The following is a 17,250-nucleotide window of genomic DNA, read 5'->3' as shown; positions in this document are numbered from 1 at the left end:
GGGTGGGTTCGGGAGCCGGGTGAGTTATCGTTTTGAAGCTGACCAGAACCGTAGATCGACTTCTCAGCTATCGACGAGCATGTACAACGAGCCACGCTTGCTGGACATTGTGGATTCGATCGAGGCGGCGAGCCGGTTGTCTTGTATGAGGAGCCCGAATTCGACGTTGCGGTTTTCTGCGTTATAAGAAAAGTTTGCGCTGGTCAGCAAGACGATCTCGTGGTCTATGACAACGAACTTGGCGTGACTTACGATCGAACGTCCGTCACTGAGCTGCGACGATCTATAGACCGTAGCCAGGGGCAGTCGGGCTTTCACTTTGTCCGCATCGCCCTTTTCAGAGTCGACGTACACGCAGACGGTGACACCTGGTTGCTCGGAGGCGAGCCTAAGCGCGTGCCACATGTTGGAGTTCCTCGTGAAGTTGTACGTCGCGCACGTCACGGAGAGCCGCGCTCCGGTTACGAGACGATGAAATTCGCCGGTGAGGTGCCCGTCAGTGGCTTCGTTACCGGGCATCGTCCACACCGGGACGAGTTGGCGGTGGACCGCTTTGGCTCCCGCGACCGCTCGCAGCACCGCGGCGGATAGTGCGGGTTCCGCGTGGCCGAGCCCGGCTCCTGACAGCAGGCTTGCGACACGCTCACGTCGTGCGGCGTTGATGGATCGCAGTGCGTGCGCGGTGTGCTCACCGGACTCCAGTAGCACTGCGAGCCCCACGGCTTCGTTGGCGGTGAGGTACTCACCGAGCGCGCCAAACGGGTCAGAGGGCATCGACATTCCCGAAGAACCCGGGCACGGAATCGCCCGTGACCGTCGGGAGGTCCAGCAGGAAACGTCGATCGAGGAAGCGGTTGGCCTTCTCACATGAGGTCTCGGATGCGAACGAGCAACAGTGACATGCGGCGCCGTGCAGGAAGTCCTCGGGATCGCTTGGTGTTCGCATGGCGCACACCGGGTCTGACGAGCAGCGCGCGGCTCGGCGTAAGGCTGACACGACCAAACCCTGAAGCCGCGCCGGCTCGGAGAGCGCGACCAGGCCGCCAAGCGTTCCTTCGCTGTCGGAGGCGGTCGTACAGATGAGCAATCCCGCCGCTGCCTCACGCTGCAGGGTCGAGGTCCATCCGTAGATCCGCTCGCTGAGACTTGCCGCGCCGTAGCCACACGACATCGCCATCTCGCGGATGAGAATGTGCGAGAAGGTGTGGAGCAGCCAATAGCGCGGGGCGGGCAGCCGCGTGTCAGGGTCGACCTGTTTGGCGGTCTCGGAGAATCGGCGCCGGAAGTTGTTCCGATGCGCGGCCCGGTGGGCTTCCCACAGGCTCGTGCCGAGGATGGTGTTTTCCCATGTGGCGACCGCATCGAGGTCGAGCTGAAGGAACACCCCCTCGCCACGGTCTTCGGTGGCCGGAACCCAGGAGGGTTTGCCGTTGCGAGTGAGCTTGACCAGGCGGCTCGTCAGGTCGTTGACCCGGTCCATTTCGTCGAGCCGGGTGAAGCCGAGGACAGCGTTGACCTTCTTCATCTGGTTGACCGCGACGACCCGACTGACGTTGGGGTGCAACTCTGAACCCCGCTGCATTTCAGTGACCATGAGGCCACTGGAATTCTGTTGCTGCGGGAACAGCGCAGGCTTTTGCAGATACCGCCATTCCGGCACGAGCAGCTCGACCGGATCCCACGCCGCCAGCTTCTCCTGGCGTACTTCCTCGGAGTCCGCGGGTACCAGCACGTCGGCGATGGCCGTGATGAGGTCGTCGTCGGTGACGCCGGACATGTCGATGTTCTTGGCCGTGGCCAAGGCGCGGATCACCTCGACCTGGTTCCCGAACTGCTTGACCTGGTCAACGCCGAGTTCAACGCGGAATCGGGCGGCGAGAGCTTCCTTCTCCTCGGCGTCGGTGCGGGGCATGACGATGATCGACTGCGTGGACGCGAACCACAGATTGGAGGCGCCCATCATGATGAGCGTGGGGCGCGCACCGCATTCGCTGTCGAAGGCGCCGAGGTGCGGGTGGCGTCCGCGGCACTTCTGGGGAAGCTTGTCGCGCCCCACAGCTCCCTGGGCCTCGGCCATGCCGCGGGTGGCGCCGCAGGTGGCGCAGAGGATGGTCGAGCCGACGCTCTTGCCGACGTTGGCGTCGCGCATCTTCAGGTCGGGCAATTCCGCCTTCGGGCATCTGCCACCCCGATGCACCCACAGGGTGTAGGGGAACTCATCCAAATGCCCGTTCGTACATGTCAACAGGTGCTGCGCTGGGACCGCGGGACTCTCACGCTTGCGGCTGGCCGTACCGGGACGCTGCCGTCCGCGGCCCGGACAACCCTTGTGCGTGAACTGTGCGAGGTCAGGCCGGAATGGGTGGGTATTGGTATAGCTGAATCGCGGCAGCGGACCGAGATAGTCGCACCCGGTGCAGCGGAACCACTGCGGAAACACCCGAGCCGGAATACCGAGATCGGCACCCTCCTTCGACCTTGCCCCCAGCTTCGGCTGCCACGGGTACGGCCGCAGCGCATCCACCTGAGGACCGAGGTGGAGCCGGACCACATTGAGCAGCCGCGGTTCGAGGATGCTCGGAATATGCTCGCGCCGCTTCCAGATGGGCGCCCAGTCGTCGAGCCCCGCGGGCATGACAGCGAAGCCGGGCAGGTCCATGATCGCGCCGGGGCCGTAGGTGTAGAGCAGCGACGAGGGACGCGCCGAACCGACCTTGGCGCGGTTCTTGACCACCCCCTCCTCAGCATCGGCGAGCGGATCGAGCGTGTCCGACGCATCGTGGAGCATCTCGGCAGGAAACTCCGCCTGTGCAGAATCAATATCGGTCATCAGTCATCCTCCCCCGACGGCAAAGACCATGCCGGTGCATCCTCGGGTGCCCGCGCGAACAGGCGCTCCGCAATCGGGCTAACCAACACATTGATCTCCGGCTGCACCTCACGCATCGAGTTCGCGATCACGAACGGCGCCTCCATGGATCCGCCCACGGATGCCTTCGCGTTCTCCGGGCTAATAATGAGCGGCAGGTACTTATCGCCCTCACCGGTGCGCTCGTACACGAGAGTCTTGCCCATCTCGGCCGCGCGCTTGGCTCGCTCGGCCCACCGGTCGATGCGGTTGACCAGGAGATCGCTGGCCCGCTTGGTCGCGTCATCACTCTGAGCAGCAGCAGTGATGCGCACCTTGAGCCGTTCTACCACTGTCTCGACGGCGGCACGCTGGTCCTTGATCCGCCACGCATCACGCTCGGGCGAGAGCCCGTCCGCGTGGGCGGCCTGGACGACGCGGGCGACGCTCACCAGCAGACCGTCGATCCCGCGGGCGAGCGAGGTCGGTGAGTAGGGCGTGACCGACAGTGCCTCGACCTGAGCGTAAAAGGTTTCGTGATAGTGCCTGAACTGTTCGAAGTGCGCCAGGTCGCGCGGTCTGGCCCAGTTGCCGAGCGAGACGACAAGTCCGGGCCGATCCGAGGGGTCACGGCCGACGCGAGAGGATGCCTGGATGTATTCCGCGGTGTTCTTCGGCTGCCCGACCACGAGCATCAGACCGAGTCTTTGGACGTCGACACCGACCTGGAGCATGGAAGTCGCGAGCACGACGTCGAAGGGCATCTCGGTACGTGCCGGCATCTTTTTGCCCGCGTCCTGCGCGGCGAGTCGCGCCCGGAAGGCGTCGGTGGTGTCATAACCCGGGTCGAACTCAAGGCCGAGCCGGTCGAGGGTGCGGCCGATCTCGGCCGACGCGATACGCGAGGTCAGCTCGCCCACGTTGAGCAACCCGAATGATGCCCCGAGCCGGGACGGGAACCCGGAGTCCTTGCGGGGGCGTTTGACCCGGTTCTGCACGTCATCGGCCGTATATCTGGCCATGCCCGCCAGCTCGCGAGTGGCGTTGAAGTAGCCGACGAGGGTCATGTACGGGTCCGCTGCGGTGCCTGCGCGGTCGAACAGCAACTGTCCCGAGGACAGCAGGACCTCGGCGACGCGGATCTCGGCACTCGACAGGCGCACCCCCTGGGCGCTCACCCCGACGTAGCGGCGTCCGGGGTTGTCTCGGTCGATCGGGACCTCTTGAGAGAAGTACGTGTCTGCCACGTCGAGCACCTGCGGTGGGAAGATCTCGACCTGCCGGCCGTACAGCCCGCGCACTTGTTCCTGGGCGTTGCGCACGGTCGCGGTCGACGCCACGATCAGCGGCTTGACCGGTTTACCGTCGGTGGCCTCCCACGACGAGAGGGTCTCGACCACGACCTCGAACAGGCCGACCGATGTTCCCAACGCACCGGTGATCAGGTGCAGCTCGTCCTGGATGATGAGATCCGGTGGGCGGAGCCGCCCGACCGGCCGCACGGTCGCGGCGGGGTGCCCGCCCTTGCTGGCCGGGTGCGTGGTGGTGATGTCGCACTTGGCGTAGTCAGAATGCACGTAGCCGTGCCGGCCGCACCGGCGGCTGACATATCCGAACAGCGCTGCGGCTTCGCCCTCGCGGGCGAGCCGGGCGAACTTGTCGACGGTGGCGATAACGAACGCCGGGGTCAGCCGATAGATCTCTTCGTCTACCGTGAGCACCGGTAGGCCCTCGGAGACCGTGCCACCCTTGGCGAATGGGCACCGCGCCAGCTCGTCCCCGCAGTACACGAACACCCGCCGCACGGTGGCATCCGCCTTCACCTGCGCGGCCGTGATCGGCGTGCCGCACCACGGGCACCGCTGAATCTGCAGCACCGTGAGCCGATGCGAGCCGTACTCGTTGGCCTTGGTGAGCTGCTCGTCGGCTTCCTCGAACCGCTTGGGGCTCACATCGGTTCCGACCCACAGACCGATTCGGAACGGCTCGACGCCCCACGTCGTCTCATCTTCCCGACGGGCGACCTCTGCCGCGCACATCAACGTGGTCGCGCGCTGGAACTGCTGAGCGGTCAGGAGCCGAAGTGTGTATCGCATCAAGACTGCGACGCCGTCGCGACCGTCGAGGGGCCCATCAGCGGAGTCGACGATGCCTTGCCGGCGGCGGATCGCGAACGTGTACGCCGCCAGGCCGAGGTAGGCCTCGGTCTTGCCACCACCGGTGGGGAAGAACAGTAGTTCGACCCGCGCCAAATGCTGGGCACTGCGTAGTGGCTCGGTCGGATCGGTCAGCGCCCCCAGCTGCATCAAGATGAACGCCAGCTGGAACGGTCGCCACGACGCCGCACCCTCACCTCTAGCCGCAACGTCCGCCTGCGCCTGCTCGATCGTCATCGCGGCATCGGACGCGCGCGCTGCCGCGACCTGCGAGGCCACCCGTTGATCACGCATTACCCGGTTCATGAACTGGAAGCACCGCAGCGCCTCAGGGTCGGTCGCCACGTGCTCCAGGCCCGTCACCAACCGGCCGTGCGCCTGCCGGGCTTCCCACAACACCATCTCGGCTATGTCCTGCAGGTGCGGGGGCAGCTCTTTTGCGGTTACCTCCTGCTGGTCGATCCAAGTGCCATAACCCGTGACCAGGGGGTCGAGCCCCGCGCGCAGCTCGTCTGGGGTGACAGTCGACAGCGCGTCCATCGACAGGAGTGCGTCCTTCACCGACCGTGCTCGCGTCTGCGGTGTCTCCGCGACGGGCAGCCACGTGGTGGATACCTCGGTCGCTCGCCGGGCGTCCTTCTTGACAATCCAGTCGACCGAGCAGGTGCGACCGATCGCGAACTCCAGGCGGTTGAGGTACTGGAGGTTGAGCCGACGAACCTCCTCGTCGTGCTCCGGCCAGTCTTGTTCCAGAACGTCGCGAACGGGTAGGAACACTTCGGCTCCGCCCGCGTCGATCCGCAGCTTGGTCTGAAACATCCACATACTCACCGGGATCGGCATGGGAGTCTCCCGGTCGTTGCACAGTGCGATCTCGACCAGCACACGCCCGAATGCAGGGTCGTCGTAGCGGTCCACGCGCAGACAGATCGATTCGCGCAGTGGGATTGTGGCGGTTTGGCCGGACCTGAGGTCGGCGAGCCGAATCGTGCGCGGCTCCTGGACTGGCGTGCGTTGGTAATGACGCACCGGCCGTCCTGTCTTGGTCATCTGGTCGGTTTCGACTGTCTCGTAGGTACCCCAGGACGCGGTGACGGTGAAAGATTCCAGCTCAGCGGGCACCTGGAACCGCAACCCCATCGATGCGGGGATCATCAACCCCTGCTTGGGCGTACGGTCCTCGACATCGTCGTCCTCGGCGTCGGCCTCGGTCCCATCGGCTGAGTGGGCAGGGACTCCACGCTGCTCACGAGCGGCGTCGTCGTCCATCCGCGCCTCGACCAGATGACCCCGTTCGGCCGCGCCGTCGGAATCATCGTTTTTGAGCGAGGCACCGTTCAGCTTGACCGGCGCAATGTGCCCCAGGAGATACTGCGACCGAGGGCTGAATGGCAACTCTTCCTCCGGGCCGTGGATCGGTCCGAGTAGCTCGCGCTCCAGGATGTCGACGAGGTTCTCCCGCACTGTGAAAGATGTCCCGTCAGGCTCATGATTTAGCTCGTAGGACGCTTCCGGTCCAGGGCGGGTTGTCACGTCACTCATGCGAACAGTCCCTCTTGCCCCTCTGACACGCGCTTGGACCTGCGGCTCTTTGCGCTGGTCTTGTTGCCGCTGGCCGCCTCAGCCTTGGCACGACGGTGGTTCTCTTCCAGCAGGCGATCGAGAATCTCCACCCGCGCAGCAGGGTTCACCGTCCAGCGCTCCATCTGGCGATAAGTATGGAAGCCATGGTTCAGTGGGATATCGGACCAGCCGTAGGCGTCCATGACAGCTTTGTCGATTTCAACATGTATGGCTCGCAACCTATCGATGTTCTCGTCGATTCCAAATTCTAAGGTCCGGTCATCAACAAGGTTGTACGTCTTAGTAAGGCCGAGATTTCGCTCAGACATCATTGCAGACCGCTCATCATCAAGAACACGTGAAATATCTTGGAGCTCTCGGGTAAATTCGGGGAGCGGCAACGTCGCCCAGGCACCAGATGGTGTGTACGTGATATTCGTACCTAGTGTTGAAGAATACTTAACTCCCCAGATGAAATGGATTGACGAACTGAGCAAGCCAAGCATGGCTAACTCGCCCGAAGCGAAAACAATGAGACGCTGGTCGAAAATTTGTTTGGTGTCAACTCGGGCGGGCATAATATGCTTGCCAACCTGGGACACAACAAGGGCACGCGGCAGGAGAGCGATCGCCGACCGCATGGCTGGAGCGGATCGCTTATAGAGCCACCATTTCTCGCGAAGGGCCCCGGTTGCCTTCATTCTGAATGGACGCACTCTCTCATGCGCGTGATCGTAGGGGAGTTTGTAGCGAGACGCTTCCAACTCGGAGAGCCCCGTAAAGTCGATGACCCATCTGGAGGCGGAGAAATTGGGCGAATTGTTAACGTCGTCACCGACGAGATAGGGAAGCACGACCTGCGCATTACTAGGATCAGCTTCGATCCACTCTCGCGCCACACCTGGTTCAACTACGAACCCATCTCCGTGAACGTAGCATCCCACAAAAGCAATTCCCGAATTTTCGCCGAGTGGATTCGGAGCGCCAACAATCCGACCTTCCGGTTCAAGCAAAGTAGAAATTCGATCGACTGGAATGCCATCGCAGGTGCGAAGTGCGCCAACTTTCAACTCTCGCAGAGTTCCCCAGACCGCAGCATACTCAAGATTTGCGCTTACCGACGGCCATCTCCGGCTCTGAATAGAATTTGTAATTGTAAATCCATGCTCCGCCATCTGATCAAGACTCACCGAACGAGTATCGCCTTGAGCAATCGTACTAGTTGCGATTAGTCCCAAATTTCCGCGATTCGCAAGTAACAGCGCAGCTCTCAAGAAAAAGTAGCCAACAAGATCTGCATTTCCTTTGATTCCTCGCGCGATTTGGTGCACCAGCCATTCGCGAATATCTGTCCCGGACGATCCTGAAATCTTCGATCCGCCGAGAAACGGAGGATTGCCGATTACGGCATCGAATCCACCGCGCTCTAAAACCACGTCCGGCGTCTCGATCACCCAGTGCAGCGGCTGCCAGCGCTCATAGTCAGTCTTCGCAGTGGGCGTCAGCCCGTGGTTAACGATCTTGTCGAGCCAGGTGCTGTCGGCGGCCCTACCCTTCGGCCCCGGGTGAGCTTCCTTCACCGCCTCTCGCAGATTCACATACGCCTCATCGAGCGCCTTGCCGGGCTTGCCGCCGAGGGGCAGACCAGCGCCGATCACACCGTCAGCGATCTGCCGCAGCGACGCGGTGACGTCGTGCAATTGTGCGAGCTGCCGCCGCTTGGCCGCGCTCGTCCGGGCAGGATCGTCTTCGGCGATCTCTGTTGCGAGGCGTTGGCGGAGGTCAACGGCCTTGCGGATGATAGCGTCGATGTCCACGTCGAAGATGTCAAACACGTGCTGCTTTGAGACGCGAGACGGATCGATATGCAACTTACGGAGCTGGTCGAGGCTAGTGAGACCGAGCAGTGAGTTGCCCACGAAGACCTTGTCATCCACGAAGGAGAACGGCAGGTCACGGTCAAGCGAGACCAGCCACAACGAGAGCTTGCACATCTCCACGGCCATCTCGTTGATGTCCGCACCGTACAGACAATTCGCGACGACCTGACGGATCGCGCGCCGGTACAGATCCTTGCGAAGCTCGTTCGAAGGGTCCTCGCTGATCCACGCCTCAACGAGGCGGTCGGCCAGATAACGGGCGGCGGCAACGAGGAACGCGCCCGAGCCGCAGGCGATATCGGCTACCTTGAGGTCAAGGAGTTCATCGGAGGACTTGAGTTTCCAGGCGGACTCTGCCGTTGTCTGATGCGGCCCGGGCGAGTAACACAGCGGCTGGAGCGCGTGAAGAACGACCTCTTCGGCGAGCGACTTGGGAGTGTAGTGAGCCCCGGCATTCTTCCGCGACGGCGTCTCCTTCACGAGCAGACCACCGTCGAGCACGACGAACGGGTGCGTCCGCAGATCCTGGCGGACGATCCCCAGCCAGGGGCGGACGCGCTCCCGCAGTTCGTTGTCGTCGCCGACTGCCTGGGTCAGAGAGCTGACCACGCTCGGGTCGACGTCCGCGTTGATCGCCTTGACGATGGCGGACGCGGAGGGCGGCGTCGCTGAAGGCTGGTCATCCTCGATCCAAACACGGATCACGGCCGCCAGTTTCTTCGCCTCAGGGTTGGCGGTAGCCAAGTCCTCGAGCGTCGACAACGGAATCTCTGGCTCCTCGCCAGTTTTACCGAGGAGGCCGAGGTAGGGCTCGTCGACAGTCACGCACGTGTATCCGAGGAGACCCTCGTAGATGTAGCCGATTTGCTCGACGTCGATGTCTCTGAAGGAGATTTGACGGGCCTCGCCGTTTTTGAGGATGGCGAGTTGCACCGACCGCAGAACGTGGAGCATGACGCGGTCGGACACGGTGACTGCGAGGGTCCCGTGTTCATTGGTGGCAGTCAGGAACGAAAACCTGGTCGGATCGAAGAGCGAGCCGCCGTATGCAGGCATGCGCAGGCCCTCGAAGGACGCGCCGCTATACAGGGCCTGGCTGGTTGCGAGCAGGCGGTGCCACGTCAGAGAAGTGGCGTCGAGCGCCTCTTCGCTCTCCTCACTCTCGCGGGTGACGAGGCGGGCCAGCTCGCGGGAGATTCCGTAACCCTGCTCGAATAACTCGCCAGTCGGGAGCAGGCCGCGCTCCTCCGCGAACAGCAGGAACACGACGCGCATCATCACGGTGACGGCGGCCTCGTACGTGTCGTGGGTGCGGGCCGGGAGCGGATCAGGTAAGCCACGCCGGTGAGCGTCGGCAGCGGACTCCGAGAACGACTGGATGAGCAACTCGACCGCACGGCGTACCTGCGCGCCGAGCGCCTCGGTGATCTCCTCGGCCGCCGCCACGGATTCTTCGAACAGCACCGGAAGGCGTTCAGCAGGGTCGCCACCAATTATGTGCTGCCGGCCGATCAGGGTCAGGAACGCGTCACGGGTGCGCGGCTCCTCGATCCAGGTGAGGGCATCGACGATACCCGACGCGGCCATGCTGCCCTCACGAGCGCAGACCAGGGCCCACCAGCGTCCATCGGTGACGATACCGATCTCTACCTTGTTCTCCCGCAGCAGCGCCTCGAGCCGGTCCACGGGGGTCGCGGCCCACAGATCGCTCGGTGTCTGCCGCAAGGAGTCGACCGGGTCCACCACGTGTACCAGAGCGCCGATGCCCTGCGCACCCTGGAGCGCCGCCTGCGCGGTAACGGTGACAACGCGGTTCGGTGACTGTGCCTGCACGCCGGGAACCTCACCCCACGACAGGGACTCGGTCCACCCGGCGACATCACGCAGGACGGACTTGACCCACACGTCGCGGGCGGCCCGGTAGGCGTCGAGCGTGGTCTCGCTGTCGGTGTTGCGGTCGAGTGCCTCCCAGGCCGACTCGAAGTCCTTGCGGGCGTCGACGAGCACGTCGAAGCGATCCGGGTGCGTCTTTCTGAAGTCTGGGATTCCGTTCGGCCAGACCCGCTTGAGCGGCGGGATGGCGAGGAAGGGTCCCTCGATGTCGACTAGTTCTAGCCATCCGCGATGTAGCTCGGCGGCGTTGGTCGGCGGCGTGCGGCGCCGTGCCGGGCGTGCCATCAGTTCACCCATCCTTCGGCGTCGGAGCGGGTCAACGCGAACACCACGGCGGCAGCGGTGGTGTGGGGCTTGACGCCGGCGTAGCGATCGGTGATCGCGGCGATCTCGCGCGTCTCCTCGTCGTCCAGTTCCTCGAGGCGGCGGCTCATCGCCTCGATGTCGCGGCGGCGTTGGCGCTGCTGGTCATCGGGCAAGAGCATCATTTGCGACTCTTCCTGGGCAGCCCTGAGTACCTTGAGTGAGTCGCGCAGATTGGTGCGGAAGGCCGCGAAGATCTCTTTGGCGCGCTGCACATCCGTCTCCTGCCGCTTGGCAAGCTGCTCCATCACGAGTTCGTGGCGACGACCGGCGCGGGCTCGCATCGATTCCTCCAGGCGCACGCGCAGCGGCGCGTCCGGGACGTTCCAGATGTCGCACAGCTGGTCGCGTACCCGTGCGTCCGCGAGAATGAGGTTTTCACCGTCGAGCGCCTTGTCGAGTGCCGCCTCGGCCTTCTCCTCGGCCATCGCGCGGCGCCCTTTCAACCGCACGCCCGCGAGGAAGACCTCCTCATGCAGGCGCAGGCCGCCCCGACCGACGAGGACCATGCGGGTGACCGCCGCGACGAACGACTCGGGCAGATCGTCGACCACCACCGCGGTGACGCGGTTCAACGGTGAGTCGACGCTCCACAATGACCGGCGGAGGAGACGTTGGGCCTTCTGCACGATCGGGTGACCGAGGTGGACGTACACCAGGTCGTTGCGCCCCTTGGCGGCCTCGGGGTCGAACGTGATGGGACGCAACACACCTGGGTTCAATCGGGTGTCGAGTCCCCTCAAGGTGCCGTGCCAGCCCGGTGAGAGCGTGGGCACCTCGAACACCTCGGCATCGGTGTCCTCGGCGAAGACATGGTTGGGAACGAGTGGCGACTGGTGGTTGATCCGCAGTGCGGTGTCGACCACGCGGCGCAGGTTCGCCGGGTCCAGGTGCATCTCGGTGCGCGAAGCGTCGTAGCCCTGCTCCAGTTGGGTCAACCGAGCGTTGAGTTCCATGCCGCCGGCAAGTGCGGTGTTGATGACTACGTTCGGGTCGACACCCTTGGCCTTCGCTCGCGCCGGCGCTCGGCGGGTGAAGTGGTTCTGGATCTCCCCGCCGATTACCTGGTTGACCGAGCCCAAGTCCTGCTCGACGTTCGCCACCTTCTTCGCGATGCGCGCCATAAAGCCCGCGTCGGCGGCGTAGGTCGACGATTCAGTATCGGGTAGGAAGTGGAATACCTGCGGCTCCTCGATCTGCCCATATCGGTCGATGCGACCGATCCGCTGTTCCAGACGGGAGGGGTTGAACGGGATGTCGAAGTTCACCAGCCGGTGGCAATGCGTCTGGAGGTCGATGCCCTCGCCCGCTGCATCCGTCGCAAGTAGCACGCGCACCGGTTCCTTCGAGGGGTCCTCGGTGAACTGGGAGCGGATGTACTCACGCTCTTCAGGATCGGTGGCGCCCTGGATAACAGCGAGCACGTCAGCGTAACCGCGCTGCGTCAACACCCGAGTGAGCCAATCGACGGTGTGGGCATACTCGGTGAAGATGACAACGCGCTCGTTCGTCCAGGACTTGCCGTCCGGGCGGCACACTGCATCAAGGAATGTGAGTAGCTCGTCGAGGCGGGAGTCGGCGCGGCTCTCATAACCCAGACCCCAGTCCACCAGGAGCTCCAGTTGACCGGGCTCGGCGGCGCACAGTGGATCGGAGCCCTTCGACTCGCGTAGCCGTTCGGCCTCGTCCTGCTCCCATAGGCCCTCTTCTTCGTCGGACTGGCCCTCGCCGAAGACGTCGTCGTAGGCGTCGTCGGACAGACCGCGACCGGCGTCGGAACTGAGGTAGTTGCTCAACGTCATGCCGAACGCGAAGGGGCTGGACAGGAACCGCTTCTTCAGCAGCATCGTGACGATGTCACCACTGGGCCTGGTTCCGTTGAGCTTTGCACTCTTGGTGACGATCTGGTCGAGCAGGGCGAACATCTCCTGTTCGGAGGCGGACGGTGTGAAGGGCAAGGTGCGAACCTTGCGGTTCTTGAAGCCCTTACCCACCAGGTCGCGCTTGAGTCGACGAACGGTGACGTCCGCGAGCGCTTTCGAATCCAGCAGCGCTCCGCGAGAGAACCGCCGCGGGTCGATCATTTCCAACAAGGCTGTGAAGGACTCCGGGTGCCCGTTGTGCGGGGTGGCGCTGAGGAAAAGTCGGTGCTCACATTTGTCGGCCAGCTGACGCACCGCAACGGTCCGCTGGGTGTCCACGGCATACCCGCGGCCGCCTGCGATTGCTAGGGGGCCCGACGGGGCAACGTGATGCGCTTCGTCCACCACGAGGAGGTCGAAAGCGAAACGTATGCCCGACTTCGGGTTGCCGGCCTGTGCGTAGACATCACGAAGTAGGCGCTGCGCACGGACCTGGGGCAGCCAGGCCATGCTCACGATCACCCGCGGGAACATCAGGAACGGGTTGGCGTGCAACCCGTGAGTACGGCGGACCTGAGCCATCAGATCGCTGTTGACGATCGTGAAGTCCAGGCCAAATTTGTCACGCATCTCGTCCTGCCATTTCAACGACAGGCTCGGTGGGCACACGATCACCGCCGTTCGTGCCCGGTGGCGCAGGAGCAGCTCCTGAATGACCAGACCAGCCTCAATCGTCTTGCCCAAGCCCACGTCGTCGGCAAGCAAGAGATTCGTGCGGGGCGCGCCGAGTGCGCGCCGCAGCGGTTCAAGCTGGTACGCCTCGACGTTGACCCCCGACCAGAACGGCGCCTGATAGCGGTTCGGATCCGCGGAGGTCACCGCACCCCAACGCATGGCATCGACAAACCCCGCGAGGGTGGTCGGATCGTCGAATGACTCAGCGTAGATGCGGTCCGGTAGCCCCTGCGCGGGCGTGACGGTGTGACCGACCTCCAGCTCCCACACCACGCTCAGTTGCTCGCCGAGTCGGTCTTCGTCGAGCGATTGGAGATCCACAACGTGATTGAGCTGGGCGGTCGCGTCGTCTGCTGGGCTTCGCGGAAGGCCCTGCGCATGAACGTTGGCGACCGCCCACGTCGAACCGCGCACCTCGACGACTTGGCCATGTTCTGGTAATTGTGGACTGCCGATGGTAACCAACTCTGTCAACGATCCTCCTTGTTCGCAATCATCGGCTGGTCCCGCTCTGTTGTTACAAGTTCCAACGTTGATCGTGCCGGTTCCAGCTTTCCCTTCCCGAGTCAACTCACTCTATGTGCCGGTCAGTTGGCGGCGATCCATGGTTATAGCTGCCCTTCAGGCCTGGCGCCAGTCGGCGGTGCGCCAGGACTCGGAGCTACTTGGCGGGCTGTCGACGGCATAAAGTCGGCGCGCTGGGGCAGTAACAGCGACTCACATACCCGACGCAGTATGCAGACATCACCTGACATAAGAGTGCTTATCGGCATCCAACCAGGACGAGTTCAAACAGATGCAACTACTCATCCCACCATGCCATGACAACCGTTCCTGCAAGTGATGACGGGGTTCCGCTGAGGCGTGCTTGACGTGTCGGGATGGCGGCCGGGTGGTTGGTGTGCAGGTCCGAGGCCGTTTCTCTCATTTGATGAGAGATTCTCGCGTAGGGTCCCAGGGTGTGGACGTGGTCCCGGGGAGAATTCCCGCCTTCTTGAGTGATCAGACCGTCGGCTTGCTGCGCGCCGAGGATCGTGCCTTCGAGGCGATGCTGGACGGCTGGCGAGCGCAACAGCTGGCCCGCGGGTTGACAGTGGCGCACATCGAGGCGTCATGTCGGCTGGTCGGGCGTTTCCAGCAGCATACGAACGAATATCCCTGGACGTGGTCCCCCCACCACTTCGACGAGTTCATGGCCGACCGGCGCAGTGGACAACGTCGACTGGCGCTGTCGACATTGCGGTCGAACGCCGGGTCGATCCGGACGTTCTGTTGCTATGTGACCGAACCTCGATACGGATGGATACCGTTCTGCGAGAAGGTATTCGGTCAGATTCCGGCGCAGGTTGTCTTCGAATGGAATGCGCCCCGTCACGCGACCGACGACGCGGTCACACCCGGCCGTCGCAGCCTCACCCGAACGGAGCTGCAGCGGTTTTTCGATGTGGTGGACGACTTCGTCGACGATGAGTTCGCCAAGCGATCGAAACGGTGGCTGCCAGCACTGCGGGACTCGATTGCGTTCAAGGTGGCCTACGCCTACGGGCTCCGACGACGTGAGTTGGCGATGCTCGAGTACGTCGATTTCGGTCCCAACCCGCATGTAGCGCACTACCGCAGGTTCGGCGCCGTGCAGGTGCGGTGGGCCAAGGGTACGAGTGGTTCCGGCCCGCGTCGGCGCACCGTGCTGACGGTGCCCGAGTTCGAGTGGGTGGTGCCGTTGCTCGAATTCTGGTTGTCGCCGCAGGGCCGGGAGCGGTTCCCCACCGCGGATCGCTCCAGGCTGCTGTGGCCGTCCGAACGCGCCGACGGGTCGGGGGTGCGCAACTTCGATCGGGCGTTCCGCCACGCCCGCGACCGTGCCGGCCTGCCCGGCGAGCTCACCTTGCACGCGCTGCGCCATTCCTACGTCACGCATCTGATCGAGGCCGGCTATGACCCGTTGTTCGTCCAGCAGCAGGTCGGCCACGGGTATTCGTCGACCACCGCGCTGTATACCTCGGTGTCCACGGACTTCAAGCAGAAGACCGTGCAGCGGATTATCGCCACTCGACTCCGTGGCATCGGAACAGAGGATGGGACCGGCTCATGAGTGAGCAGCGCCGAATCGGCTACAGGTGGAATCTGCGTCAGCTCATGGCCCAACGCAATTTGTGGAAGACCACCGAGCTGATCCCCCTGCTCAAATCGCGGGGTATCAACCTATCCAACGCACAGGTCCACCGGTTGGTGACCGCGACCCCGGAACGGATCCCGGCCCGCACCTTCGCCGCCTTGTGCGACATTCTCGACTGCACACCGAACGATCTGTTCGAACCGTTCGTCGAAATGCGGGCCGCGAAGACCGCCGACGCACCCCGGAGGCCCGAAAACTTCGGTGTCACAACGGAGCCGCGGATCGCCCGGCGCATCCGCGTGATCGCCCCGGACGACGATGGTTAGACCACGCAAACCCAGCGACCCCGACGCGTGGCCGATCCCGTGCACCCGGTGTCGCGGGCATTACCCGATCGCCGCGAACTGGCCCGACGGCCCGATCTGCAACTACTGCTACCAGCAGGCCAAACGCACCCGCGGCACCTGCGGCTGCGGCCACACCGGGGTGCTCCCCGGGGTTCTCGACGGCCATCCGGTGTGTCGCCGGTGCTCCGGGATCGCTCTGAACCTCGATTGCCGGGTTTGTGGCGTCGAGGACGAACTCTACCGCGGCGGCCGCTGCCAACGCTGCGAACTCGCCAGCCTGGTCGATGACCTGCTCACCGACCCGCAATCCGGAACGATCGTCGCGGAGCTGGCACCGGTCGCAGTGGCGTTGAAGGCCATGGCGCGACCCAACAGTGGGATCACCTGGATCCGGCAACGCCACGTCACCGCGTTCCTCGAGGGTCTGTCGACCGCACCGACGATCACCCACGGCAGCCTCGATGCGCTGCCTGCCTCACGCACACGTGACTACGTTCGGGCACTGCTCGTCGAGTACGGTGTCCTGCCCCCGCGTGACGAGATCCGGATCCGATACCGACAGTGGACGACCGAAGCTCTCAACCGCGTCCACCAGCCGGCGATGCGCGAGATCATCGACCGTTATGTCCGGTGGCATGTGCTGCGCCGCATGAACCAGAGCGAGACGGTCTCACACGGTGCCTTCTTGCGCAGTAAGCAGACCGTGACCGTCGCGATCGACTTCGTCAACTGGCTCAGTAACGAAGGCCTCGGACTTGGCGACCTGCGGCAAGGCCATCTCGATCACTGGATCGCTACCGGCTCCACGACCCGGCTGATCGTCGACCGTTTTCTCGGTTGGGCCATCGCGAGCCGACTGGCCACACCGGAGTTGACCGTGCCCAAGCATCGCCGCGGCACCAGCCGACGTCTCAGCGCCGCCGAACAGGATCATGCACTACAGGTGGCGGTCCACACCGACGAACTGTCGTCCCGCGATCGTGCTCTGGCCATCCTGGTCCTCGTCTTCGCCCAACAGATCGAGAACATCGTCCAGCTCCGCTGGGACGATGTCACCATCACCGAGGAGCAGGTCACCATTCGACTCGCCGACCTCGAGATTGCGTTGCCCACACCGCTCGACCAACCGTGGCGTGATCTCACCGTCAATCCCCGTCACGACCAGACGGCCGCACATCCCCACAGCAACTGGGTATTTCGCGGTTACACTCCCGGTCGGCACCTCGATTCCGCGACTGCACGAGACCGACTCAGAAGAACCTTCAGTGCGCGTGCTGCCCGGCTCGGTACCCTCGAGCAACTCAGCAGACTCGCACCCGTGGCGATCATCGCCGAGACCCTGGGCTATCACCCGGCCACGATCGAACGGCACGCTGCTGCCTCGTCGGCCGGCTACGCCGAATACATCGCAGCTATCGACGATGCACAATCGACCTGACCATCGGTTCGCCCTGACACCCGTCCGAACCACCGCGGATCAGGAGCAG

General features: G+C 63.8%; 8 protein-coding genes. 3 read left to right on the top strand and 5 right to left on the bottom strand.

Going from position 1 to position 17,250, the window contains the following annotated elements; genetic code table 11:
• Window positions 1–63 precede the first annotated feature (63 nt).
• From drmC to drmD, 5 genes are read right to left on the bottom strand one after another with little or no spacing between them, the layout of a single operon-like run.
• On the bottom strand, window positions 64–774 hold the full coding sequence (drmC, locus tag ACSYG9_RS18570) for a DISARM system phospholipase D-like protein DrmC (RefSeq protein WP_454839461.1): 711 nt from the start codon (window positions 772–774) through the stop codon (window positions 64–66).
• Window positions 764–2,830: a DrmB family protein gene (drmB, locus tag ACSYG9_RS18565; RefSeq protein ID WP_454839460.1), complete on the bottom strand. Its 2,067-nt coding sequence runs from the start codon at window positions 2,828–2,830 to the stop codon at window positions 764–766. Before drmB ends, drmC begins: the two co-directional genes overlap by 11 nt.
• Window positions 2,830–6,546 carry a DISARM system helicase DrmA gene (drmA, locus tag ACSYG9_RS18560; protein WP_454839458.1) on the bottom strand — a complete coding sequence of 1,239 codons (3,717 nt, stop codon included), beginning with the start codon at window positions 6,544–6,546 and terminating at the stop codon, window positions 2,830–2,832. The genes drmB and drmA overlap by 1 nt, the downstream gene beginning before the upstream one ends.
• The gene (locus ACSYG9_RS18555; RefSeq protein WP_454839456.1) at window positions 6,543–10,625 is read right to left on the bottom strand and encodes an Eco57I restriction-modification methylase domain-containing protein; all 4,083 of its coding nucleotides are present in this window, start codon (window positions 10,623–10,625) and stop codon (window positions 6,543–6,545) included. The genes drmA and ACSYG9_RS18555 overlap by 4 nt, the downstream gene beginning before the upstream one ends.
• Entirely contained in the window at window positions 10,625–13,774 is a 3,150-nt protein-coding gene (gene drmD, locus ACSYG9_RS18550; protein ID WP_454839455.1) for a DISARM system SNF2-like helicase DrmD, read from the bottom strand. Before drmD ends, ACSYG9_RS18555 begins: the two co-directional genes overlap by 1 nt.
• 457 nt (window positions 13,775–14,231) lie before the next feature.
• Here drmD and ACSYG9_RS18545 point away from each other — a divergent pair, with 457 nt between their 5' ends.
• Genes ACSYG9_RS18545 through ACSYG9_RS18535 form a run of 3 tightly spaced genes read left to right on the top strand, consistent with a single transcriptional unit; the run spans window position 14,232 to window position 17,201 of the window.
• A complete protein-coding gene (locus tag ACSYG9_RS18545; protein WP_440126680.1) occupies window positions 14,232–15,392 on the top strand; it encodes a tyrosine-type recombinase/integrase in 1,161 nt (386 codons plus the stop codon).
• The gene (locus ACSYG9_RS18540) at window positions 15,389–15,742 is read left to right on the top strand and encodes a helix-turn-helix domain-containing protein (protein ID WP_054806697.1); all 354 of its coding nucleotides are present in this window, start codon (window positions 15,389–15,391) and stop codon (window positions 15,740–15,742) included. Before ACSYG9_RS18545 ends, ACSYG9_RS18540 begins: the two co-directional genes overlap by 4 nt.
• Window positions 15,735–17,201, top strand: coding sequence for a Fis family transcriptional regulator (locus ACSYG9_RS18535; RefSeq protein ID WP_454839453.1), 1,467 nt, complete (start codon window positions 15,735–15,737; stop codon window positions 17,199–17,201). Before ACSYG9_RS18540 ends, ACSYG9_RS18535 begins: the two co-directional genes overlap by 8 nt.
• Window positions 17,202–17,250 lie beyond the last annotated feature (49 nt).

This window comes from Rhodococcus sp. SJ-2 (genome assembly GCF_053750035.1).
Note: the sequence above shows the minus strand (reverse complement) of the source record. Positions and strands in the feature narration are given on the sequence as shown.

Coding starts and splice junctions, on each gene's coding strand:
- drmA (WP_454839458.1), bottom strand. CDS start 6,546: ATGAGTGACGTGACAACCCGCCCTGGACCGGAAGCGTCCTACGAGCTA.
- drmC (WP_454839461.1), bottom strand. CDS start 774: ATGCCCTCTGACCCGTTTGGCGCGCTCGGTGAGTACCTCACCGCCAAC.
- ACSYG9_RS18540 (WP_054806697.1), top strand. CDS start 15,389: ATGAGTGAGCAGCGCCGAATCGGCTACAGGTGGAATCTGCGTCAGCTC.
- drmB (WP_454839460.1), bottom strand. CDS start 2,830: ATGACCGATATTGATTCTGCACAGGCGGAGTTTCCTGCCGAGATGCTC.
- ACSYG9_RS18535 (WP_454839453.1), top strand. CDS start 15,735: ATGGTTAGACCACGCAAACCCAGCGACCCCGACGCGTGGCCGATCCCG.
- ACSYG9_RS18555 (WP_454839456.1), bottom strand. CDS start 10,625: ATGGCACGCCCGGCACGGCGCCGCACGCCGCCGACCAACGCCGCCGAG.
- ACSYG9_RS18545 (WP_440126680.1), top strand. CDS start 14,232: ATGAGAGATTCTCGCGTAGGGTCCCAGGGTGTGGACGTGGTCCCGGGG.